This is a genomic window from Citrobacter sp. Cf132 (genome assembly GCF_030333885.1).
GTDB classification, from domain to species: Bacteria; Pseudomonadota; Gammaproteobacteria; order Enterobacterales; family Enterobacteriaceae; genus Citrobacter; species Citrobacter freundii.
The window spans coordinates 286,450-310,555 of the sequence record NZ_JAOWFA010000057.1 but is presented as its reverse complement, the minus strand read 5'-3'; the positions used below and the strand labels follow the sequence as shown (position 1 = coordinate 310,555).

Sequence of the window (24,106 nt, the reverse complement as noted above, 5' to 3'; positions counted from 1 at the left end):
CCCGGCACTCATCATGCCGGGGTTTTTGTTATGCTTTTTATACTGTTATTTTTTTACGCGACCCGGGAATTTCATTTCGCTGTAGCGAACAAAATGGGTTCCTTTGGTCAGCTTATAGCCAAACCAGATAATCAGGAACAGCGGGATACCAATATAGGTAGCCATCACGCCGCCCCAGTCAATGCTGTCTTTCAGGAACGCTTCGTAGTTCTGGCCGAGAGTGATAATCAGGCACAGCACAAAGGCGAAGATCGGACCCAGCGGGAAGAAGCCAGAACGGTACGGCAGATCCTTCACATCGTGGCCCTGCAGCACATAACCGCGACGGAAGCGATAGTGGCTAATGGCGATCCCCAGCCAGGCGATAAAGCCCGTCATTCCGGAAGTATTCAGCAGCCACAAGTATACGGTCTGATTGCCAAACATCGAGGTCAGGAAGCACAGCCCCGCCACCACGGTGGTCGCATACAGCGCGTTACGCGGTACGCCGCCGCGAGACAGTTTGCCGAAAATACGTGGCGCTTTACCGTCACATGCCAGGGTGTAAAGCATACGCGTGGAAGCGTACATCCCGGAGTTACCTGCAGACAGCACCGCCGTCAGGATAACTGCGTTCATCACCGCTGCCGCAGACAGCAGACCCGCATGCTGGAATACCAGCGTGAACGGGCTAACGCTGATGTCTTTCACATCGTTACGCAGCAGGCTTGGATCGGTGTACGGAATAATCAGGCTGATAATCAAAATCGCGAACACATAGAACAGCAGGATTCGCCAGAATACCTGACGTACCGCACGTGGAATGTTCTTTTCAGGATCTTCAGATTCACCTGCCGCGATACCGATAAGCTCCGTCCCCTGGAAGGAGAAGCCGACGATCATCGCCACACCAATCATCGCAGCAAAACCACCGGCAAACGGTGCATCACCGGTCGTCCAGTTGCTCCAGCCCACCGGCTGAGCGCCTTTGAAGATACCGAAAATCATCATTACGCCAACTACGATGAAGATAATGACGGTGGTAACTTTGATCAGTGAGAACCAATATTCCGCTTCACCAAATCCGCGAACGGAAATGTAGTTCAGCAGGAAGATCACGCCGAGGAACAGCGCACTCCAGATCCAACCCGGCGTGTCCGGGAACCACCAGCTCATCACCAGCTGTGCGGCCACCAGGTCAACGGCAATCGTTACCGCCCAGTTGTACCAGTAGTTCCAGCCCAGCGCGAAGCCAAAGCCTTCTTCTACGTAGTTCTGACCGTAGGTGGAAAACGAGCCAGAAACCGGCATATAGGCCGCCAGTTCACCGAGGCTGGTCATCAGGAAATACACCATCAGACCGATCAGAATATAAGAGAACAACGCGCCGCCAGGACCCGCTGCAGAAATAGTTGCACCAGATGCAACGAAAAGACCTGTACCGATGGAGCCTCCAATGGCAATCATCGTCAGGTGACGCGCCTTCAGTTCACGACGTAGCGTGGGCGCTTCTGTGGTTTTAGTTTCGGAAACCATGTGAAAATGCTATCCATCCAAAAAATGAGGCGCGATTGTAGCAGACGAAACGGCATTCTTCCGGCACAAATGCGCTGTTATAAGAGACCTTCATGACTGGCCGCGGATTATAAGTAAAGCAGAAAATAGAGGGTGCAAGGCGGTTAAAACGTAACCGCCATTATGCAAAAAGGAGTCATTACGACAGTGAACGTCCTATTCCCCCTGCTCTACCTGGTCGCTGTAGCGCAAAAAGCGCGTAATGGCATTGGAGATATGTTTTTGTCGATGATGAACACGCCACAGCGTGCGGACCAAACGTGGAAGCGGCACAGGAACTTCGCTCAGCGTTCCCGCCTGTAACTGCTCGGCAATGACCCGCCGTGACAAACAGCTGATCCCGAGGCCATGGCGCACCGCATGCTTAATGGCCTCGGAGTTACCCAACTCCATTGCCATCTGAAATCTCGGCAAATGAGACAACAGCAGGTAATCCACCAGTTCACGCGTACCCGATCCTCGTTCACGCAGGATCCACGGCGAAGCAGCCAGTTGTTCCAGCGTAACGGGTCCCTTTGTAAGCGGTGACGACGGTGCGGCGAACACCACCAGCTCGTCTTCCAGCCACGGTTCAGAGATAATTTCCGTACTGTGACACGGCCCTTCAATCAGCCCGATGTCTACCCGGAAATCCAGCACCGCATTGATCACGTCCTGGCTGTTGCCCACGCTAAGCTCCAGCGGCAAATCAGGGAAATCATGCCGATAGCGGGCGATCATGGCAGGGAGAATATAGTTGCCAATGGTGCTACTGGCATAAACCCGGATAGCGCCATTATCTTCGCGGAAAAGCTGTTCGATTTCGGTCGTTTGCTCGAGTAGCGCCAGCGCCCGTGGGTAGAGCAAGCGCCCGTGTTCGTTGACCACCAGTCGTTTACCAACACGGTCAAACAGTTGCACGCCGAGTTGCCCTTCCAGATCGGTAAGTGCCGCACTCACCGCCGACTGCGACAATGCCAGCATGACAGACGCCTGGGTCGTTGAGCCGCTTTTTAATACCTCAGCAAACACTTCAAGTTGTCGCAGGGTGATATGCATAGTCGTTTTCCACCGGATAACCGTTACTTATACCCTAAATAATTCGAGTTGCAGCCAGCGCACATGCAACCTGAAGTATGACGGGTATACCACTTATATAGATTAATTATAAATATATAATCAATTTTATTTTTAAACCACTTCGCCGTACTCTTTTACCCAGATAAAGGAGAAGGATATGACAGAACTCACCTTGCAGACTCATCGTCGTACAGCGTGGCATTTTATTCCGGGGCTCGCCCTGAGTGCAGTTATCACTGGGGTCGCCTTATGGGGTGGATCCATTCCCGCCGTTGCAGGTGCCGGGTTCAGCGCCCTCACCTTAGCAATCTTACTGGGGATGGTTCTCGGCAACACCGTCTATCCGCACATCTGGAAAAGCTGTGACGGCGGTGTGCTGTTTGCTAAACAACATTTATTACGTCTGGGGATCATCCTCTACGGCTTCCGCCTCACCTTCGCGCAAATTGCTGACGTCGGCGTCAGCGGTATCGTGATAGATGTGTTAACGCTAAGCAGTACCTTTATGATTGCCTGTTTCCTGGGGCAAAAAGTGTTTGGTCTGGACCGCCACACCAGTTGGCTGATTGGCGCGGGGAGCAGCATTTGTGGTGCCGCCGCCGTGTTGGCAACCGAGCCGGTAGTGAAGGCGGAAGCCAGTAAGGTAACCGTCGCTGTCGCCACCGTAGTGATCTTCGGTACCATCGCTATCTTCCTGTATCCGGCAATGTATCCGCTGCTGGCACACTGGTTTAGCCCGGAAACCTACGGCATTTACATTGGTTCCACCATGCATGAAGTGGCACAGGTAGTGGCTGCCGGGCACGCCATTAACCCGGATGCGGAAAATGCCGCAGTTATTGCCAAAATGCTGCGCGTCATGATGCTGGCACCGTTTCTTATCCTGTTGGCCGCTCGCGTTAAACAGCTGTCTCCGGCCTCCGGTGGTGAGAAGAGCAAAATCACCATTCCGTGGTTTGCCATCCTGTTCATTGTGGTCGCGATTTTTAACTCGTTCCACTTTCTGCCGCAGTCGGTAGTGAACATGCTGGTAACACTGGATACCATTTTGCTGGCAATGGCGATGGCCGCACTGGGGCTGACCACTCACGTTAGCGCCCTGAAAAAAGCCGGTGCTAAACCGTTACTGATGGCCCTGCTGCTGTTTGTCTGGCTGATTGTGGGCGGTGGCGCGATTAACCTCGCTATCCACGCGCTGATGGCATAAACGAGCACGACTCCCCCCCATTAACCCGCTATACTCTCCCCTTTTGAGTATGGCGGGTTTAATTTATGAAATATATTGGAGCGCACGTAAGCGCCGCTGGCGGTCTGGCTAACGCCGCTATTCGAGCCGCAGAAATCGAAGCGACCGCATTCGCCCTGTTCACCAAGAATCAGCGTCAGTGGCGTGCCGCGCCGCTGACCACCGAAATCATTGATGATTTCAAATCTGCCTGCGAGAAGTATCACTATACTTCCGCACAAATCCTGCCTCACGACAGCTACCTGATTAACCTCGGTCACCCGGTCAGCGATGCGCTGGAAAAATCGCGTGACGCGTTTCTTGATGAAATGCAACGCTGCGAACAGCTTGGCTTATCCCTGCTGAACTTTCACCCGGGCAGCCATTTGATGCAGATTCCGGAAGATGAATGTCTGGCGCGCATTGCGGAATCGATCAACATTGCCCTTGCCCAGACCCAGGGCGTTACGGCGGTCATTGAAAATACCGCCGGACAGGGCAGTAACCTTGGCTTTAAGTTTGAGCACCTGGCCGCCATTATCGACGGCGTAGAAGATAAATCCCGTGTCGGCGTCTGTATTGATACCTGCCACGCCTTCGCGGCCGGTTACGATTTGCGTTCCGTTGAGGAATGTGAAAAGACGTTTGCGGAATTTGAACGAATTGTCGGCTTCAAGTATCTGCGCGGTATGCACCTGAACGACGCCAAGAGCACGTTTGGCAGCCGCGTTGACCGTCACCACAGCTTAGGTGAAGGCAATATTGGCCACGATGCCTTCCGTTGGATCATGCAGGACAATCGTTTTGACGGCATTCCGCTGGTGTTGGAAACCATTAATCCAGATATCTGGGCAGAAGAGATTGCCTGGCTGAAAGCCCAGCAAACAGAAAAAGCGGTGGCCTAACCCGAGGTTTTTCAGACGCGCCAGGCGAACTGGCGCGTATCAACTAAGTGAAACCAGATCCTCTGGCATATGGTTGTACAAAATCCGCCAGAAGTGCTCAGCGGTTTTATTCAAACGTGTATCCATTCTATAAATATAGGCCTGAATAGGCACCATCAACTCCGGCGTGTCCAGACAAACCAGGCGTTTATCGCGTAGTTCGTTCACGATCGTCCACGCTGGCAGCCAGGCAATACCATGCCCATCCAATGCCATATTCTTCAATAGCTCACTCATCGAAGACATAAACAGCGTACGCGCTGAAATACTCCCCACCTCCGCCAGGTGACGGTTAACCAATCTTCCCATGTAGGATGTGCTGGTATAGTTCAGTATCGGCACCTGCGGCTGATAGATATCAAACAACGCCTGACCCTGTGAATCCGCAGCACAGACGGGATACAGCTCAGACTCAAACACCTTCAAGCCGCAGAAAGGTGACTGCATTAAGTCTTCATCGCGAAAGGAGATAATGAAATCACTTTTCCCCTCGCGCAGCGTATTCACTGCCTGGACTACGTCAATCGCTTCGACGTGGTACACAAACTCCTCGCCCCATGCCGACATTGAATGTACTAATCTGGGCAACATCGTCAGCGACAGAGAATGCGCTGCCGCTATTTTGATATTGGGAACGCCAAGCAGGTTGTGACCACTAAGCTCATCTAAGTTACATTCCAGCTGTTGCAGCAGGCTACGAGTCTGCGAATGGAATAACTTACCCTCCTCCGTCAGCTGCAGTGGACTCGTCGTACGGTCAAACAGCAACACCCCAACGGCGGATTCGAGCGCCTTGATCCGCCGGCTAAATGCCGGTTGGGATAGGTTGCGCTCCTCCGCGGCCTGGGAAAAATGACGACACGCTTCCAGCGTCAAAAAATCATATAACCATTTTGTCTCGATATTTTTCATGCCTGTCACGCGGATGTTTAAATATGTCAATTAGTCTTAAGCATCATGCCTGAATATGCCCGGAGATGATATTCAACATCAGCATCTGGTGATTCGTTTTTTGCATAACACCTTCGTTTTTGACATTAACATGTTTCTTTACCCATCGACCACGACCGCTTATCGCCGCGGAATTTCAGACACCAGCCTGATTACTGGCCTGCTGAGGTGGCAAAAGAAACTGCACCCATGCAGTTTTTGCATTGAACCATACATTATTGCATTTCTCCTCACGACACACTGCTGTTAAACATAGACACCAGACACACACCAGCCCTGATATTAAATATCGGTAATAGAGGTATATATTGTGAAAGGTTTAATTGGCGTACTTGGTGGTATGGGACCTGCTGCAACCGTCGATCTTTTTAATAAATTCGTCACCTTTACCGCAGCGCAACGCGATCAGGAACATATCCCATTAATTATTTCATCCATCCCTGATATTCCAGATCGAACTGATGCGTTAATGCATCATGGTCATTCCCCACTTCCGGCAATGCGTGATTATATGCATAAACTGGAAGATGCTGGTGCGGAGTGTATTGTGATCCCCTGTAATACTGCCCACTTTTGGTTTAATGAATTAAAAGAGTGCTGTCATACAGAGTTACTCAGTATCGTTGAAACCACCATGAATGAAGTCAAAAACTGCGGAAAATCGCGTATCGGTTTACTTGCTACCAACGCCACCCTTTACATGGGACTCTACCAAAAAGGCATAGAATCTCTTGGCTTAACCTGTGTCAGCCCTGATTCATCCGGTCAGGAAAAAGTCATGGATAGTATTTATTGCTTAAAAGCCGGCGATCTTAAGCGGGCACAAACGCTGATGAATGAACAGGCTGAAATGCTCTTTTCACGCGGTGCAGAAGTCATTGTACTGGGATGTACTGAAGTCCCCGTCATTCTTGCCAACGCAGTCAAAAACTCCCCAGATAAATATATTGACTCAACCGGTTCATTAGTACGCGCCGGTATTAAATGGTACGAAAAACGGGTTGGCAAACATCATCTTCTGGCGCAATAACAGCCGTCACCAGATTAATAAAGCATTAGACAAACACTTATTTTAATAACAAATTATTCTCTGGCGGAGGCCATTATGGTTTGGTTAGAAATTATCGTCGTGTTGGGTGCAATATTTTTTGGTATCCGCCTCGGCGGAATAGGTATCGGTTTATGCGGCGGGCTGGGGCTGGCTATTTTAACATTGGGATTTGATCTACAAATTGGTTCGCCCCCCGTTGACGTTATTCTCATTATTATGACAGTTGTCGTGGCAGCATCGGCGCTACAGGCCGCCGGAGGTATGGATTATCTGGTTCGCGTAGCTGGTAATTTCATGCGGCGTAATCCTAAATATATCAATATTATTGCACCGATTATCACCTGGTCGATGACCATTATGGCCGGAACAGGGTTCATTGTATTTTCTACCCTACCGGTGATTGCCGAAGTCGCCAAAGAGTCCGGTATCCGCCCTTCTCGTACGCTCGCCGGCTCCGTGGTCGCCTCTCAGGTGGCGATATCCGGTTCGCCGATCAGTGCCGCAATGGCGGCGATGCTGACCATTATGGAAGGCAACGGTGTCACCTTTATCCAGGTTATGGCGGTATGTCTGCCAGCTTCGTTTGTTGCCGCGATGGCCGCCGCTTTTATCGCCTCACGTCAGGGATGCGAGCTACAAGATGATGAAGTCTATCTTGAACGCCTGCAAAAAGGGTTGGTGCGTAAATATGAAGGGCAAAACAGCACTGTACCGGGTGCCAAACTCTCAGTCGCCCTGTTCATGTTGGCAACGGTCGTCATCGTTATTCTTGCCGCCTGCCCGCAGCTACGCCCCGGATTTGATGCCGGCAACCCAATGAATACCCGGGATATCATCATTATTTGTATGCTATCTGCCGCTTGCCTGATGGTGGTGTTATGCAAAACATCAACCGATGCTATTGTCCTGACCTCCACATTTCGAGCAGGGATGAGTTCACTGGCCGTCATTCTCGGGATTGTTACATTGGGAACGACCTTCATTGATGCCCACTTAGCGGAGATTAAGGATATCGCAGGCGATATTCTACAGGCTTATCCGATGCTGTTGGCGCTGGTGCTGTTTGGTACCTGCGCGCTTCTCTACTCGCAAGGCGCCACAACGCCGCTGATTATCCCTCTGGCCGTTGCACTCGGCGTACCTACATGGGCGATTCTGGCCTCCTATGTGGCGGTAACCGGGGTGTTTGTTCTACCAACATACCCGACTTCGCTGGCGGCAATGGAGTTCGACACCACAGGAACAACACGCGTGGGCAAGTATGTCTTAAACCATCCGTTTATGCTGCCAGGACTGGGTGGGATCATTGCTGGCGTTGCCTTTGGTTTTATCATAGCGCCAATGATTGCCTGAACCGTTTTACATATCTATCTTCAGGCAGCAGTTAATCGATAAAAAAAGGGGCAGAGAAATCTCTGCCCCTGATGTCAGCATTAAATCATGCCGCTTTTGCCACAACCTCATCTTCCGGGCGCTTCAGCACCGCGTAGGAGAGACCGGCTACCAGCGTACCGGCAATAATGGCCAGCAGGTAGCCCAGTACCGGCGTAATTGCACCTGGAATTAACAGGACGAAAAGCCCGCCGTGTGGCGCCATCAGCTTCGCACCCACTGCCATCGAAATAGCACCGGTAATCGCACCACCAACGATACAGCAAGGCAGAACGCGCATCGGGTCACGGGCTGCGAATGGAATAGCCCCTTCGGTGATAAAGCACAGGCCCAGTACCAGCGCAGCTTTGCCGCCTTCCTGCTGAGCTTTGTCGAACTTACGGCGCGCAACCAGCGTTGCTAAACCCAGAGCCAGCGGGGGAACCATACCTGCCGCCATGATGGCCGCCATCGGCGCATAAGTTTGCGTACTCAGCAGACCCACACCGAAAGCATACGCCGCCTTGTTAACCGGACCACCCATGTCGGTACACATCATGCCGCCAAGAATCGCTCCAAGCAGCACCGCATTCGCCGTACCCATGGTTTGCAGCCAGTGGGTCAGACCTTCCAGAATGCCAGCCACCGGTTTGCCGATCAGGTAAATCATGGCCAGACCAACCACCAGGCTTGAGAACAGCGGAATGATCAGGATCGGTTTCAGCGCTTCCATACTCTGCGGGAGTTTCAACTTCGTGCTGATAAGCTTCGCCACATAACCGGCAAGGAAACCAGCAATAATCCCGCCAATAAAGCCGGAACCGGTGCTCACCGCCAGCATACCGCCGATAAGACCCGGCGTCAGACCAGGACGGTCAGCGATGGAAAACGCGATATAACCTGCCAGAACCGGCACCATCAGCGCAAAAGCTGAACCACCGCCAATCTGCATCAGCGCCGCCGCCAGCGTACCCTGCTCTTTAAACGCTTCGATACCAAAAGCGAACGAGAGTGCAATACACAGACCGCCAGCAACCACCATCGGCAGCATGTAAGAGACGCCCGTCAGCAGGTGACGATATGCCCCCGCGCTCTCTTTCTTACTTTCGGTTGCTGAAGTCTGCGTTTTACCGGTTGGCTGGTACGGGGTTGCTTCTTCCAGCGCTTTGTCCAGCTCCTGCTTGGTTTTCTTCAACGCAAGACCCGTAGAGGTGCGGTACATCGGTTTGCCGGCAAACTTCGCCAGATCAACTTCAATGTCAGCTGCCACAATCACCAGATCCGCCTGAGCCACTTCTTCCGGCGTAATGGCATTGCCTGCGCCAACAGAACCTCGAGTTTCGACCTTCACCCACCAGCCACGTTTTTTCGCTTCTGTTTCAATCGCTTCAGCAGCCATAAACGTATGAGCAACGCCGGTCGGACACGCCGTCACTGCCACCACGCGTTTTGGACCACTGCTGGCCACAGGTGCTGTTGCAACCGGGGCACTGTAAGGTTTTGCATGGCCTTTCGCTTCGCTGAGGAACAGTTCAGGGTGCGCAACCGCACGACCAATGTCGCCCAGCCAGACTTTTTTGCCGTTCAGCGAACTGTCGGCAGGAAGCGTATCGCCCAGAACAATTGCCAGTTCGGCATCATTCGGATTATCAATAATTTCCAGATGTGCTTTCTGTGCCGCCGCTCCAAGCAGGGTTTTCGCCATGTAAGCGCGAGCCTGGCCGAGATTAGCGTCAATAATCAGCAGCGTTTTCATTATGCCTCTCCTGCTGTCAGTTAAACGGTTTTAAGTCGACACGCGCCATCATTGCGGCCAACTGAGGACGATCGGTAATGCCTACATTACTTTGGCTTACTGCCAGGGCGGCAACAGCCGTCGCCAGACGCAGGGTATGTTCACTGGACTCACGCATCAGCAGGCCGTAAATCAGACCGCCAACCATTGAATCACCCGCGCCGACGGTGCTGACCACCTCAACTGACGGCGGTTTAGCAATCCATTCACCTGAAGCGTTAACCCACAGCGCACCTTCCGCGCCGAGTGAAATCACCACGTGAGCAATACCCTGCTCGCGCAGCGCATGCGCCGCATCAATCACATCTTTCATTTCCGGCAGTTTGCGGCCTGCCCAGATTTCCAGCTCACGACGGTTTGGTTTCACCAGCCACGGTGCCGCTTTCAGACCCGCCACCAACGCTTCACGACTACTATCAAAGATAATGCAAGGACACTGACTGCGCAGGCGCGTCATCCAGTCGGTGAAGGCTTCCGGGCTCACGCCGGTCGGCAAACTGCCGCTGACGCACACCATGTCGAACTGGCCCAGCCAGCTCAGCGAGTCATTCACAAAGCGTTCCCAGTCAGCCGGGGTGACTTCAAAGCCGGAGAAATTAAAGTCAGATACTTCACCGTCTTTTTCGGTCAGTTTGACGTTGATACGGGTACGCCCTTGTACAACCTGAAAACGGTTGGCAATACCCAGCTCGCTGAACAACTGCTGAAAACCATCCTGGTTGTCTTTACCCAAGAAGCCGCCCACAGTGACATCGATACCTAAATCCTTCAAAACCTTAGCGACGTTAATTCCTTTCCCTGCCGCGTGCAGACCGGTAGTTTTAACCAGGTTCACTTCACCGCGTTCAATTTCCGGGCAAAAACCCACCAGGTCGTAAGCCGGGTTAAGGGTGATAGTCGCAACACGTCTGCTCATTACGCGCCCTCCCCCAGACCTGCCGCGATGGCTTCGCCAATCGCCTTCAGCGCCTGTTCAGCATCTTCACCCTGGGCGGTAAAGCGCAGGTGATGTCCTTTTTTCACGCCTAATGCCACAACTTTCATCAGACTGCGTCCATTCGCCGGTTTGCCGGTTCCATCAAGATTTGTCACGGTAATTTCACTGTTAAATTGTTTAATCGTATTCACCAGCATGGTGCCCGGGCGGGCATGTAAACCATGCTCATTGCGCACAATAAATTCGGCGCTCAGTACATCATCAGTTAAGGCGTCATCGCTGGTCAGCAGCGCCAGCACCGTTGCCGCATCGGCTTTCAACAAACGGTCAGCTTTATTATTCAGCAGCAGATCGCCAAGGCGCTTCAGCACGGCAACCGGTTGATCGTCATTCATGGCGACGGTCACCAGCAGGGCTGCCGCTTCACCTTCTACATCGAATGTTGTTGCTGCACGGCTGACCGCAACAGCGCTACGCACGTTGCCTTCAGCACAGTCATTCAGCCAGATCCCCTGACCGAGATTCATCGGCTGCTCATTGATTGCTCTGGCCACAAAGGTGGCGTCAACCGCACCGACTTCTTTCAGTCGTGCCGCGTTGAGTGCCTGCAGCGTCACCAGCGAGTTGGCCACGACATCCAGCGACAGCGTTTCGTTATCAAGCTTCAGCTGTTCGCTTTGCTTTTCGCCCATCAGCAGCGCACGCAGTTCTTCCGCCGTGGTCGCAGATTTCAGCTGTTCAGCGACAGAGTCATCGCTCAGCACGTGTGTCAGCTGACGCAGTAAACCGAGATGTTCATCAGAGCTTGCGGCTATGCCGATTGCCACATAAGCAACCTGCCCTTCGCCCCAGGTCACGCCCTGCGGAAACTGAAAAACCTGCACACCGGTTTTCAGCACCTGATCACGCGTGTCCGTCGTACCGTGCGGAATCGCAATACCGTTGCCGAGGAACGTGGACGTCTGTTGTTCGCGCGCCAGCATGCCATCGACGTAGCCTTCCGCGACGTTACCCGCCTGCACTAAGGCAGCGGCAACCTGGCGAATAGCCTCTTCTTTATTCCCGGCCTGTTCGCCCGGGTGAATATCCTGAACAGATAACTGGAACATGGTTCTCCTCTCCCGCTGATTTGAAACGATTCAGCTAACATGAGAAAAAAGGCGTCACCTGACTCCATCAGTTATGGCGAGATGACGCTGAAACGTTTCAAGAAGTCTTGCTCTTTTTTCTTCAGCACACAAGTAAAGTTGACAAATTACTTGCTGAATTTAGAGATAACGCACATTTTCTCTGCGAAGGAGAAAAAACTGCTGACGGAAAAACGGCGTCAGCTTGTCAGATTCAGCAACGTCAGCAAACAGCATTCTTTGACTGAAATGCTATTTTGATTTTTGATGCCGATTTTGATTTGGCTCCCTGTTTATTTTCTGACAAGCGGCGTAAACTCCGCGTCTCTTCACATCATTGATATCAAAACATGCATAACACCCCCGTAGCCGCCACACCCAAGGCGTTTGATTTAACGTCTTCGGCGTTCCTGCTTGTCGCATTTCTGACGGGTATCGCCGGTGCGTTGCAGACGCCAACGCTTAGCCTTTTTCTGACGGATGAAGTCCATGCCCGTCCCGGCATGGTCGGGTTCTTTTTTACCGGCAGCGCCGTGATCGGCATTTTGGTGAGTCAGTTTCTGGCCGGGCGCTCGGATAAAAAAGGCGATCGCAAAAACCTGATTGTGTTTTGCTGCGTGCTGGGGATGCTGGCCTGCGTGCTGTTCGCCTGGAACCGTAACTATTTTATTCTGCTGTTTATCGGGGTATTCCTCAGCAGCTTTGGATCGACTGCCAACCCGCAAATGTTCGCTCTCGCCCGTGAACACGCCGACCGCACAGGTCGGGAAGCCGTCATGTTCAGCTCAATATTACGTGCGCAGGTTTCGCTGGCCTGGGTAATTGGCCCACCGCTGGCCTACGCGCTGGCCATGGGGTTCAGCTTTACGGTGATGTATCTCAGCGCAGCGGTGGCGTTTGTTGTCTGCGGCGTAATGGTCTGGTTATTTTTACCTTCGATGAGTAAAAACGTGCCGCTCGCAACAGGCGCAGTTGAGGCCCCACGCCGCAATCGACGCGACACGCTGCTGCTGTTTGTTATCTGCACATTAATGTGGGGCACTAATAGTCTCTATATCATTAATATGCCGCTGTTTATCATCAACGAACTGCATCTGCCGGAAAAACTGGCTGGCATCATGATGGGTACCGCAGCCGGACTGGAAATCCCGACCATGTTGATTGCTGGCTATTTTGCAAAGCGTCTGGGCAAACGTCTGTTGATGAGAATTGCTGTCGTCGCCGGGTTCTTCTTTTATGCCGGTATGCTGCTGGCTCACTCTCCGGCGATATTACTTGGCTTACAGCTGCTGAACGCGATTTACATCGGCATCCTCGGCGGAATTGGCATGCTCTATTTCCAGGATCTGATGCCAGGACAGGCAGGCTCAGCAACGACCCTGTATACGAATACCATTCGCGTGGGCTGGATTATTGCCGGATCGCTGGCGGGGATTGCCGCTGAAATCTGGAACTATCACGCGGTGTTCTGGTTTGCGCTGGTGATGATCGTCGCCACCGTTGTGTGCCTGGCGCGCATCAAGGACGCTTAAGGCGCGGTCAGCGCTTCAAGCTCGATGAGATATACCATGGCCTGGTGCGTCGTCTGTCCGCACATTTCCGCACTGGGCTGTAAACCGCCGCACACTTTTGGTCGTAGCGGCGAAGCAAAAATTTTGCAACGCAGGGATTCATCCAGCTGAACGCATGGCGTATTAGCAGGTTTGCCATCAGGCATGCCAGGAATGGGACTGGAGATTGAAGGCGCGGTGCAGCATGCACCACAATCCGGACGGCATTCCATACAGTACTCTCTTTATCGTAAACCATCGGATTGTGCGGGAAGCGCACAGTACCACCTTTTTGGCACCAGCAAAAGCATGAATTCCGCTTGCCTGAATGCCCCGGCGCGAGTAGTTTTACGCGATATTTTAGACACTCCTCACTACAGGATTTTTTCGATGCCAAGAGCGAACGAAATTAAAAAAGGTATGGTACTAAACTACAACGGCAAGCTGCTGATTGTAAAAGATATCGATATTCAATCACCGTCTGCACGTGGTGCAGCTACGCTGTACAAAATGCGTTTTTCTGATGTGCGTACCGGTCTGAAAGTTGAAGAGCGCTTCAAAGGCGACGATATCGTGGATACCGTCACCCTGAGCCGCCGCGGGGTTGATTTCTCCTACGTCGATGGCAACGAATACATCTTTATGGATAAAGAAGACTATACCCCGTATACCTTCACCAAAGACCAGATTGAAGAAGAGCTGCTGTTCATGCCGGAAGGCGGTATGCCGGATATGCAGGTACTGACCTGGGACGGCCAACTGCTGGCGCTTGAACTGCCGCAGACCGTAGACCTGGAAATCGTTGAAACCTCACCGGGTATTAAAGGTGCTTCAGCGAGTGCGCGCAACAAGCCAGCAACCCTGAGCACCGGTCTGGTGATCCAGGTTCCTGAGTATTTGAGTGCGGGTGAAAAAATCCGTATTCATATCGAAGAGCGTCGCTATATGGGCCGTGCAGATTAATCTCCTGTCGTTACAGGTGAACCAAAGATAATGGCATGTTATCTCTGGCAAAATGTTCCGTTCACTTTAGTGGTATCACTTCTCTGAAACCATACTGCCTGTGAACGTGTTAAGGGTACTATCGCCGTACCCTTAACAATCCCGGCTCCCGGCGGGAAAATTGCCACTTCGTGGTTCCCTCCGCTTATTCCTCCAGGCTACCGGGCCGGGCGCGAGGTAGCGTCCCTGCAAAACGCGCCCTGAACCCGCATCCATGCGGGTTCTCCCGGCCTTACGGAAACACGTCGGCAATTTTCAGCCGGACCAGCCCACACCTGACCACCTGCGTTTTTTGTTTAAACAGCAAAACAGATTTAACTGGAAGCCAGAGCGTTAAAGCGATGACCCCGGTCCGGCTGAAAATCGATGAGGCGTTGACGGCAGACCGGGGCTGCCCGCAGGGATGCGGGCAGAGGGGACGGCCTGCAAGGATGCAGGCTCGGCACCGACCCGACAGGCAGACGGCATAAGACGAATAACTCGCGCAGCGACGATTTTCCCGCCGGGAGCCTGGGATGCAAGGGAGGCGGCGGTGAGCCTCCCTTGCACGTTCACGGGTAACGGCGTTTCAGAGAAATGACTCCACTGAGGTGAACGGAACCCTATGCCGCAATCAAATATTCTCCATAATGCTTTACTGACTGGCATTACAGCGCAGGCTGTCCCTTTGTCATTTTCAGCGCTGACTGCTGAAATAAAAATCATCCATCAGCAGCGACTCCAGATACTGTTCATCCTCTTGCATAAAACGCACTATCAGATTAACCGCCTGAGGATAAAACCCCTCGTTATCCCGCACCAGACAAGCGTCGCGAAATAACGGTGCCCAGCACAGAATATGATGATGCAAAAAGTAATACTGCGCGGAGAATTTCTCCTCTTTAGCAACCATCCTCGCCATTAATGCCAACTGTACGGCAATATGATCGGAGGGTTCATTCTCCCGCGCCGCCAGCCCTTGCTCAACCAGCAGTACATTCATTTGCAGACGTTCTTCTGCCGCCGTCGTGTGTGGATAGTGCCCCGCATAGGGAGAAACACTAGCCGGCGGGGCCAGCAGAAACAACGAGGCAAAATCTGCGGCCAACTCCAGCTGTCGGGAGTCGCGCCGCAGAACCCGGCCCAGGCTACGCTCAAAACGTTTAACATTGGCAGATAATCCGGGGATCGCCTCAAGTGAGGCAATCCATGCCTGGCTATTGCCATTTTCCAGACTGGCGAGCTGTTTTTCATCCAGCTCACGAAATAACAGTTGCGAAAACCACTGGTACACAGCCGCCCGCTGCTGATGAATTTGATTATGCTGCACTGGTCCCCTCCTCTTTCACAATCTGCGGACCACCGAAAGCCGTCACCTGCGGGGCTTTCTGCTGATAACGCTCGACCTCCACCAGCACGGTATGTGCTGAAGGCCCCTGAGCCAGCTGTGAAGTACCGATATCCGCACTCAGCACGTTCGGGTCGCCATAGGTGCATAATGTCCCGGCTTTCCCCCCTTCCTGCGGGGAGTACCACGCGCCTTCATGAATACGGACCACGCCAGGGGTAAAATCCGGACTGATTACCACGCCAGCCAGTACCTGACCACGAGCGTTAAAAACGCGGGCGATATCACCGGCTTTTAAGCCACGAGTGGTGGCATCCTGTTCGCTGATATAAAGCGGCTCTCTTCCGGCAACTGCATAGGTGTTGCGAAACGCCTCGCTTGAGCACAACTGGGAATGCAGACGTTTATCTGGATGGCAGGATTGCAAATGCAGCGGGTATTTATCTTTTTTGCCGCTATGGGTACGCTCAAAGGGTTCCATCCACACCGGATGCCCCGGACAATCCTCATAGGCAAAGCCCGCGATGGTTTTGCTGTAGATTTCAATAAGACCTGACGGCGTTCCCAGCGGATTCAGGTCTGGCTGCTCACGAAACTCGCCGTGACGTACCCACGGCTGACCCGGCGGATATTCAATATATCCGTCACCCTGCCAGAACGTTGTAAAGTCCGGTAAGGTAACACCGAGCGACGCCCCCATCTTCACACCTTCGTCATAAAGAGCCTGTATCCACTGTATTTCATTCCGGTTTTCACGGTACACCGCTTCCTTATCAAATCGCTTACACAGCCCGGCAAAGATGTCAAAATCATGCCGCGCTTCGTATTGCGGTTTAACAATCTGATGCAGCGCCATCAGCCCTTTATTCGAATGCGTGCCAAACTGCTCAATATCGTTACGTTCAAAACGGGTGGTCACAGGCAGAACGATATCGGCAAAACGGCACGACGCGGTCCATTGGTGATCTAACACCACCACGGTTTCCAGCTTCTTCCATGCCTCAATCATACGGTTCCTGTCCTGCTGGGCGTGGAATGGATTGGCCGCACTGTAGATCGCCATTTTGATGTCAGGATACGTTAACGTCTCACCGTTGAAGGCAATCTTGTTGCCTGCCGCAAGCAGGCAGTCAACGATACGCGAAGTGGGGATATGCTCCGATGCGCCGCGAAAATCCGCTTTGTACTTCGCCTGCGGGGGATTAGTAATACTCCCCAGCCCGGAGAGCACTGGCCCGGTCGATGTTACCGTCCCACCGCCGTTATAGTGCCAGCCAAATCCGACCCCGCCGCCGGGCAAACCAATTTGACCGACCATGCTGGCCAGTACCACCAGCATCCACGGATACTGCTCACCGTGGTGCATGCGTTGTACGCACCAACCGCCCATAAACTGTGTCCGGCCTTTCACCAACAGGCGGGCGAAGTCTCGGATCTGCTCTGCTGTCAGCCCGCAGATTTCTGCCGCCCATTCGGCATTTTTCGGCTGTTTATCACTCTCGCCCAGCAGGTACGGTAAAAACTGTTCAAAGCCGACGGTGTAATCGGTAATAAACGCCGTGTCGTACAGTTTTTCTTCGTACAGGGTATGCGCCAGTGCCAGCATTAACGCGACGTCGGTTTGTGGCCGCAACGCCAATTGCTCGCAGCCAAGATAGTTTTGAGATTTGCTACGCACTGGATCAACGCTGATAACGCGCATCTTATTCTGCGCTACCGCCTCTTTAATCTGCTGCCAGTAGCCAAACGCATCGTGATCGGGAACCAAAAACTCGATCTGCAAGTTCTTGATCGGATCGCAACCCCACAACACGATGGTATTGCTGTTTTGAATCACCAGCGGGAGTGACGTCTGCTGCTCATAAACTTCCAGTGAACCAATCACATGCGGTAAAATGACCTGGGCCGCTGCCGCAGAATAGTCGCCGACAGTTGTCACATAGCTACCATGCAGGCCAAGTCCCCGGTCCATCGCCCCGCCCGCTTTATGGTATTTGCCCACCATTTGCCAGTCAGCAAGCCCGGTAAATACGCCTGATGAACCATAGGTTTTTTGCACCCGCTCCAGCTCTTCGTAAAACAAATCCAGCGCCTGATCCCAACTGACCCGTACAAAACGGTTATCTCCGCGCTGGCTGCGATCCGACTTCTCACGTTTAAGCAGCCAGTCCAGACGCACCATCGGGTAGCGCACCCGCGACGGGTTGTAGACCACTTCACGCACCGCGTTCAGCATATCGCAGGGATATTTGTCATGTTTGAACGGACGGATTTCGGTCCACTCACCGTTGACCACTTTGGCTTCAAAAGCGCCATAGTGCGAACCTGATTGAATCCACTGTTCGGGATTTTCCCCCGCCGCCCACACTTTTGATATCAGCGGATTAGGCGCCAGTGCGCTGGCAGCACCCACCGCCAACATACCGCTGAGAAAACGGCGGCGGGACGGATTAAAGTCATGAATATCCATACATTATCCTTACTTTTTGTTGGTGTCAGACACATCGCTGGCGTGGGTCTGGAGGTATTTCAACAAAGTACGTTCCTCCACCGGATTAAGCCGGTAATAGGTCGACATGGCTTTCAATCCAGCGATCCAGCCATTAGCGGTATATCGGGTCGTAGGAGGAGTGCTATGACAGGCGCTACAGGTGGATTGCAGCATTTGATCTGAGTACTCCCAGATTGGCGCAAGTGTGCTGATAAAGTCCTGATCGGTGGTCCAGGCGGTGACGCTCACCTGCTGCCATTCCTGATGTGAATCAGGATCGACCTGGGTTTGTAGCACTTTTACGTTCGCCATCAGGGGCTCATCGAGCACGGCGGAGAAAACGCGTTTCCCCATATACTGGGTGATCACCCGTCCACGCCCTTTGCTTTCACGCCAGCCCGTAATTTCGAGCTGGACGTTACTGCCTTCTTTTTTCAGCACCTTGGCCTCGGTGGCGGGAAATAACAGCGCCTTCCCTGCCGGACTTTCTGCCGTTGCCGCCAATGATTTTTCGCTTAATGAGAACAGTGTGGACGCATCCGTTGGCGTATCTCCCTGACGCTGTAGCTGCTTAAAGCGATCGCGAAAACCGCTGCTCATATCGGGTTTGTGATGGGCTATTCCTTTGTGGCAATCGATACAGTTACTGTCTTTTGCTGCCGCCGCGGTCATTTGCGCCGCCGCATTTGCCGATTGCTTGCCATGATCCATGGCCTCATAGCTATGGCAGGATTTACACGCCGCTGAATTATTCGCGCTCATGCGCGCCCACTCCCGTTGGGCCAGCTCCGAGCGTTTGGCAGCAAACTTTTCCGGAGTGTCGATAGAAGGAGAAATAAAGGTGTGATAGAGATCGTTTAAGGCTTCAGTTTTACGAATAAGCGTTGGCACAACGCCCGGTGGAATATGACAATCCTTACACTCAGCCCGCACGCCAGACGCGTTGCGAAAATGCACGCTGGTTTTATATTCCTCTCCAGCCGTGCGCATCGAGTGACACGATAAACAAAATTCGGTGGTACTGGTGTAATGAACGCCTTGCCACGTTCCCCAAATAGCCAAGGCCATTACTACCGCCCCGACGAATGCGCACCACAATGCGTTCTTTCTTATCCACGACATGCTTGCCTCCATTTTTTAATAGCGACACGCTAAGGGATAATAAAAATCAAAAATAGAGACAGCGAAAGCAGATTATAGGAACAGCAGCCACTCTATGAGGTGAGTCAAATAGTAAAGATCAGAAATTCGTAATATAGTGACCATCTGTAAATAAGGAATTTCTTATGCTAACACTGACGCTCAATAGAGAAAGCCGTACTCCGCTGCAACTGCAGATATTTCAATTTTATTTCCAGGCAATTCAGCAGGGTGATTTGCTTTGTGGAGACAAACTCCCCTCTATTCGCGAGCAGGCTCAGGTATTGCACGTTGCTAAAATAACGGTAGTGATGGCCTATGATAAGCTGATGGCGGCTGGGTTAATCAAGAGCCGACACGGCATTGGCTATGAAGTGATATTCACCACGCCTGTACGTATAACCCCAACTCATGTGACCGTAACCCAAGGCTCCCCACCGGTAAAACCTAAAGCTGCCGGGGTCTCTACCGATGTTTACGCCGAGCCTGGACGAGAGTGCTACTGCCGGATGGGCGTCCCCGACCCCAACGCTTTTCCCTGGTCAAGCTGGCGGAAATGGAATAATGCTCCAAGCATACTTAAAGAACAATTATTTACCCGGTATCATTCACCAAATGGATTATTTTCACTACGTGAGCAACTGGTCAGATACCTTAATTTATCCCGCGGAATTAATACCCGAGCAGAGAACATCATCATTACCAACGGGATTCAGGAAGGATTATCACTACTCAGCCAAATATTTATTATTCATCATGCTGTCAGTCAGCAAAAAAAGTGCCATATTGTGACCGAATCCCCTTGTTATTCTGGCGCATGGCATCTCTTTAATTATTACGGTGCAGACATTACGTCAATTGCCGTAGATAACCACGGGCTGCAAACAGATAATTTACCCGAGTATGAAACCCAGCTTTGTTATGTTACTCCAGCTCATCAGTATCCGATGGGAAGTGTGCTTTCGCTGGAGCGCCGTCAGTCATTATTAACGTGGGCGCAACGCGTCGGCGCTTACATCATTGAAGACGATTACGATGCCGTTTTTACCTATGGGGACAATCCCCTTCCCGCGCTGAAAGCCATGGATTATCACAACCGGGTTATCTATATGGGGACATTTTCTAAAACGCTGGGGCCAGGCGCACGGCTTGGCTATCTTATTTGCCCTGATGAACTGCTTCCGGCGGTACAGAATATGAAAGCGCTCAATAACAACGGCAGTCAGTGGTTGTTGCAGCAATTTTTAGCCGAACTGATGCAAAATCAGGTTTTTTATACGCATATCAGCAAGCTGGCCTGCAGCTATGCGACGCGCCTCACTCTGTTACGCGATGGCCTGTCCACTCTGTTTCCCGAAGGGAAAATCGCTGGCGCAACGGCAGGTCTGCACCTCTCGTTACGCATTGCCAGACATACCGAATTCATCGCCAGGTTGCAACAAAGCTGCCTGTTGGCTGGGATCCGTTTCGACACTCTGCCGGATATAGAAAATGGATCAGAAGCCGCATGGCGCAAAGAAAACAGCGATGCTGTTATGTTTTTTGGATTTGGTGGATTGCAGATACAGCAGATCAATAAAGTGCTGACAGTGCTGGAGCAGGCGCTCGCGCAGCCTTGATGAATAACAGGGATTGCACCTGTAGCGCAATCCCTGTTGTTAGACTTACAGCAGGTCGCGGAACTGCGTTTTTTTCAGCGCCAGCTCAACGCCGCGGACTTCTGCCAGTCCTTTCAGGCGACCAATTGCCGAGTAGCCCGGATTGGTTTTCTTGTGCAGATCGTCAAGCATCTGGTGTCCATGATCCGGACGCATCGGGATAGGACGCAGGTCGCCCGCCTTTTTACGCCGCTGCTCTTCGCTCAAAATGGCAGCCACCACCGATACCATATCCACATCACCCTGCAGGTGCGCACCTTCGTGGAACGTTTTCGGGTTATCTTCACGACAGGTCGAGCGCAGGTGCGTGAAGTGGATACGATCGCCAAAGGTTTCGATCATTTTCACCAGATCGTTATCAGCGCGCACACCGTAAGAACCGGTACACATGGTGAAACCATTATTAATACTGTCGACGGTTTCTTTCAGCCACTGCATATCTTCGATAGTCGAAACGATACGCGGCAGGCCGAGGATCGGGCGCGGCGGATCGTCAGGATGCACGGCCAGACGCACGCCGACTTCTTCTGCCACTGGCACAATCGCCCGCAGGAATACCGCCATATTTTCGCGCAGATCGTCTTTACTGATGCCGTCATATTCAGCAAGGCGCGCACGAAACTGATCCAGCGTATAGCCCTCTTCTGCACCAGGCAGGCCAGCAATGATATTGCGTGTCAGCTTTTCAATTTCTGCATCGCTCATGGCATTGAAGTAGTCCAGCGCCTGGCGCTGTTCTTCGTCGGTATAATCCGCTTCAGCTCCCGGGCGTTGCAGAATGTGCAGTTCGAAAGCCGCAAAGGCAATCTGGTCAAAACGCAGCGCTTTGGAACCATCCGGCAGCTGATATTCGAGGTCGGTACGCGTCCAGTCGAGGATCGGCATGAAGTTATAGCACACGGTATCGATGCCGCAGGTCGCAAGATTACGGATACTCTGCTGATAGTTGGCAATCCACGTTTGATATTGACCTGAACGCGTTTTGATATCTTCGTGGACAGGGATACTTTCCACCACCGACCAGGTCAGCCCTTTTTCAGCCAGAATGGCCTGACGCTGTTGAATTTCTTCCACCGGCCACACTTCACCGTTAGGAATATGGTGCAAGGCGGTTACAACACCCGTTGCGCCAGCCTGACGCACATCATCAAGCGATACCGGATCGTTAGGTCCGTACCAACGCCAGGTTTGTTCCATTGTTTTACCCCACAAGTTGTTATACCAAATTAAATCACCTTAATGACGACTACCATACAGGCATCCGTTAGATGATCAACACATTGCCGATGATTGGTTGATCAAGCTCACATTCCCCGGATAAATGAGGCACACCAATTCAATTTGCTGTCATATAACTTTATACTGCCATTGTTAATTAATGGTTAATCAGGTGTATTTAATGAAAACTATTGCCTCAGCGCCACTGGCGGAAAATGTCATGATGCCGCAGTACGACCGCCAGCAATTAAAAACGCGGATTGTACATTTTGGTTTCGGTGCTTTTCACCGCGCCCATCAGGCGTTACTCACCGACAGGGTGCTGAATGCGCAGGGTGGAGACTGGGGTATTTGTGAGATCAGTCTGTTCAGCGGCGATCGACTGATGAGCCAACTGCGCGAACAGGATCATTTATTTACCGTGCTGGAGAAAGGGGCCAACGGCAACCAACCGATTGTTATCGGCTCCGTCAACGAATGTCTCAACGCCAGGCTGGATTCACTGGCGGCTATTATTGAAAAATTCTGCGAGCCTCAGGTGGCTATTGTCTCGTTAACCATTACGGAAAAAGGCTACTGCATCGATCCGGCGACAGGCTCGTTAGACCTCAGTAATCCACGTATTGCTCACGATCTGCAAACACCGACTGAACCGCACTCTGTCCCCGGAATTATTGTTGAAGCGCTACACCGCCGGAGTGAACGCGGGCTACAGCCGTTTACCGTCCTCTCTTGCGATAATATCCCGGACAATGGTCATGTGGTAAAAAACGCCGTACTGGGAATGGCGGAAAAACGTTCACCAGAACTGGCAACCTGGATTCAGGAGCATGTCAGCTTCCCGGGTACCATGGTGGATCGCATTGTTCCTGCCGCTACCGAAGAGTCACTGGCTGAAATCGCACGCGAGCTGGGCGTTGCCGATCCTTGCGCAATCAGCTGCGAACCGTTTATCCAGTGGGTGATTGAAGATAATTTTGTGTGTGGCCGCCCACAATGGGAAACGGCGGGTGTTCAGATGGTCGAAAACGTCTTGCCGTGGGAACAAATGAAACTGCGGATGCTGAACGGCAGTCATTCGTTTCTGGCTTATCTCGGTTATCTGGCCGGGTTCCAGCACATCAGCGACTGCATGCAGGACAGCGCATTTCGTGAAGCCGCCTACCGTCTGATGCTCAACGAACAGGCGCCTACGCTGCAAATTATCGACGTTGATTTAGACCAGTATGCCCTTAGCCTGTTGGAGCGTTTTGCCAACCCAGCGTTGAAACATAAAACCTGGCAAATTGCGATGGACGGTAGCCAGAAATTACCCCAGCGCATGTTGGAAGGGATCCGCGTACATTTAGCCCGCCAAAGTGAGTGGCCATTGCTGGCGCTCGGTGTCGCAGGCTGGATGCGTTATGTGAGCGGCGTGGATGACTCAGGCGCCGCAATTGATATTCGTGACCCACTAAGTGAGAAAATTGCCGATCTGGTTAAACAGAGTACTGAATCAGAACGTGTCAGCGCCCTGCTTTCGCTGCGCGAAATTTTCGCTACCGATCTCGTCCAGAATCCGCAGTTTGTCGCGGGCATTCAGCAGGCCTGGCAACGAATTGCCCAATACGGTGCGCATCAGGCTGTCATTGATACGTTAAAAAGTTAACGATTTCTGCCATTAAACAGGACGAAGCGCGTCTTCGTCCTCTCACCCCTTCTCTTTT

The 24,106-nt window shown here is 52.3% G+C and carries 19 protein-coding genes; 8 read left to right on the top strand and 11 right to left on the bottom strand.

Annotated elements, in window-relative coordinates; genetic code table 11:
* Window positions 1–45: 45 nt before the first annotated feature.
* Both lysP and yieE read right to left on the bottom strand, forming a co-directional pair.
* Window positions 46–1,515 (bottom strand): lysine-specific permease, encoded by a 1,470-nt coding sequence (gene lysP / locus OGV85_RS14830; protein ID WP_003027419.1) that lies wholly within the window; start codon window positions 1,513–1,515, stop codon window positions 46–48.
* Between the two features lie 195 nt (window positions 1,516–1,710).
* The gene (gene yieE, locus OGV85_RS14825) at window positions 1,711–2,592 is read right to left on the bottom strand and encodes a DNA-binding transcriptional regulator YeiE (RefSeq protein ID WP_003027421.1); all 882 of its coding nucleotides are present in this window, start codon (window positions 2,590–2,592) and stop codon (window positions 1,711–1,713) included.
* A 178-nt stretch (window positions 2,593–2,770) separates the two neighbouring features.
* Here yieE and OGV85_RS14820 point away from each other — a divergent pair, with 178 nt between their 5' ends.
* Entirely contained in the window at window positions 2,771–3,820 is a 1,050-nt protein-coding gene (locus OGV85_RS14820) for a YeiH family protein (RefSeq protein ID WP_003027424.1), read from the top strand.
* 65 nt (window positions 3,821–3,885) lie between these two features.
* Window positions 3,886–4,743 (top strand): deoxyribonuclease IV, encoded by an 858-nt coding sequence (gene nfo, locus OGV85_RS14815; RefSeq protein WP_003027428.1) that lies wholly within the window; start codon window positions 3,886–3,888, stop codon window positions 4,741–4,743.
* 39 nt (window positions 4,744–4,782) lie between these two features.
* Here the strand turns inward: nfo and hypT are convergent, their stop codons facing one another.
* The gene (gene hypT, locus OGV85_RS14810; RefSeq protein WP_044711435.1) at window positions 4,783–5,694 is read right to left on the bottom strand and encodes a hypochlorite stress DNA-binding transcriptional regulator HypT; all 912 of its coding nucleotides are present in this window, start codon (window positions 5,692–5,694) and stop codon (window positions 4,783–4,785) included.
* Between the two features lie 349 nt (window positions 5,695–6,043).
* Here hypT and cuyB point away from each other — a divergent pair, with 349 nt between their 5' ends.
* Together cuyB and OGV85_RS14800 are read left to right on the top strand one after the other, a co-directional pair.
* The gene (gene cuyB / locus OGV85_RS14805; RefSeq protein ID WP_003027440.1) at window positions 6,044–6,763 is read left to right on the top strand and encodes a cysteate racemase; all 720 of its coding nucleotides are present in this window, start codon (window positions 6,044–6,046) and stop codon (window positions 6,761–6,763) included.
* A 75-nt stretch (window positions 6,764–6,838) separates the two neighbouring features.
* On the top strand, window positions 6,839–8,137 hold the full coding sequence (locus OGV85_RS14800; protein ID WP_054528595.1) for an anaerobic C4-dicarboxylate transporter: 1,299 nt from the start codon (window positions 6,839–6,841) through the stop codon (window positions 8,135–8,137).
* Between the two features lie 85 nt (window positions 8,138–8,222).
* Here OGV85_RS14800 and fruA read toward each other — a convergent pair whose 3' ends face one another.
* Genes fruA through fruB form a run of 3 tightly spaced genes read right to left on the bottom strand, consistent with a single transcriptional unit; the run spans window position 8,223 to window position 11,996 of the window.
* Window positions 8,223–9,911 (bottom strand): PTS fructose transporter subunit IIBC, encoded by a 1,689-nt coding sequence (fruA, locus tag OGV85_RS14795; protein WP_057064016.1) that lies wholly within the window; start codon window positions 9,909–9,911, stop codon window positions 8,223–8,225.
* A 16-nt stretch (window positions 9,912–9,927) separates the two neighbouring features.
* Window positions 9,928–10,866 (bottom strand): 1-phosphofructokinase, encoded by a 939-nt coding sequence (gene fruK, locus OGV85_RS14790; protein WP_003027446.1) that lies wholly within the window; start codon window positions 10,864–10,866, stop codon window positions 9,928–9,930.
* Window positions 10,866–11,996, bottom strand: coding sequence for a fused PTS fructose transporter subunit IIA/HPr protein (fruB, locus tag OGV85_RS14785; RefSeq protein WP_044711441.1), 1,131 nt, complete (start codon window positions 11,994–11,996; stop codon window positions 10,866–10,868). Before fruB ends, fruK begins: the two co-directional genes overlap by 1 nt.
* A 368-nt stretch (window positions 11,997–12,364) precedes the next feature.
* On the opposite strand from fruB, the gene setB reads away from it, so the two are divergent.
* Window positions 12,365–13,546 carry a sugar efflux transporter SetB gene (gene setB, locus OGV85_RS14780; protein WP_003027450.1) on the top strand — a complete coding sequence of 394 codons (1,182 nt, stop codon included), beginning with the start codon at window positions 12,365–12,367 and terminating at the stop codon, window positions 13,544–13,546.
* Here setB and OGV85_RS14775 read toward each other — a convergent pair.
* Entirely contained in the window at window positions 13,543–13,797 is a 255-nt protein-coding gene (locus tag OGV85_RS14775) for a YkgJ family cysteine cluster protein (protein WP_003027451.1), read from the bottom strand. The genes setB and OGV85_RS14775 overlap by 4 nt on opposite strands.
* A gap of 157 nt (window positions 13,798–13,954) precedes the next feature.
* Here OGV85_RS14775 and yeiP point away from each other — a divergent pair, with 157 nt between their 5' ends.
* The gene (gene yeiP / locus OGV85_RS14770; RefSeq protein ID WP_003027452.1) at window positions 13,955–14,527 is read left to right on the top strand and encodes an elongation factor P-like protein YeiP; all 573 of its coding nucleotides are present in this window, start codon (window positions 13,955–13,957) and stop codon (window positions 14,525–14,527) included.
* Window positions 14,528–15,242: 715 nt separating this feature from the next.
* On the opposite strand, the gene torD is transcribed toward yeiP, so the two are convergent.
* From torD to torC, 3 genes are read right to left on the bottom strand one after another with little or no spacing between them, the layout of a single operon-like run.
* Window positions 15,243–15,875 (bottom strand): molecular chaperone TorD, encoded by a 633-nt coding sequence (torD, locus tag OGV85_RS14765; protein ID WP_003840076.1) that lies wholly within the window; start codon window positions 15,873–15,875, stop codon window positions 15,243–15,245.
* The gene (gene torA, locus OGV85_RS14760) at window positions 15,865–18,363 is read right to left on the bottom strand and encodes a trimethylamine-N-oxide reductase TorA (RefSeq protein ID WP_061548539.1); all 2,499 of its coding nucleotides are present in this window, start codon (window positions 18,361–18,363) and stop codon (window positions 15,865–15,867) included. Before torA ends, torD begins: the two co-directional genes overlap by 11 nt.
* A 9-nt stretch (window positions 18,364–18,372) precedes the next feature.
* Window positions 18,373–19,506 carry a pentaheme c-type cytochrome TorC gene (torC, locus tag OGV85_RS14755; RefSeq protein WP_032939215.1) on the bottom strand — a complete coding sequence of 378 codons (1,134 nt, stop codon included), beginning with the start codon at window positions 19,504–19,506 and terminating at the stop codon, window positions 18,373–18,375.
* A 164-nt stretch (window positions 19,507–19,670) separates the two neighbouring features.
* On the opposite strand from torC, the gene pdxR reads away from it, so the two are divergent.
* Window positions 19,671–21,143 carry a MocR-like pyridoxine biosynthesis transcription factor PdxR gene (gene pdxR / locus OGV85_RS14750; RefSeq protein ID WP_181522751.1) on the top strand — a complete coding sequence of 491 codons (1,473 nt, stop codon included), beginning with the start codon at window positions 19,671–19,673 and terminating at the stop codon, window positions 21,141–21,143.
* 45 nt (window positions 21,144–21,188) lie between these two features.
* On the opposite strand, the gene uxuA is transcribed toward pdxR, so the two are convergent.
* Window positions 21,189–22,379 carry a mannonate dehydratase gene (gene uxuA, locus OGV85_RS14745; RefSeq protein ID WP_003027459.1) on the bottom strand — a complete coding sequence of 397 codons (1,191 nt, stop codon included), beginning with the start codon at window positions 22,377–22,379 and terminating at the stop codon, window positions 21,189–21,191.
* Window positions 22,380–22,581: 202 nt separating this feature from the next.
* Between uxuA and OGV85_RS14740 the strand changes: the two genes are divergently transcribed.
* Window positions 22,582–24,048 carry a mannitol dehydrogenase family protein gene (locus OGV85_RS14740; RefSeq protein WP_061548537.1) on the top strand — a complete coding sequence of 489 codons (1,467 nt, stop codon included), beginning with the start codon at window positions 22,582–22,584 and terminating at the stop codon, window positions 24,046–24,048.
* Window positions 24,049–24,106 lie beyond the last annotated feature (58 nt).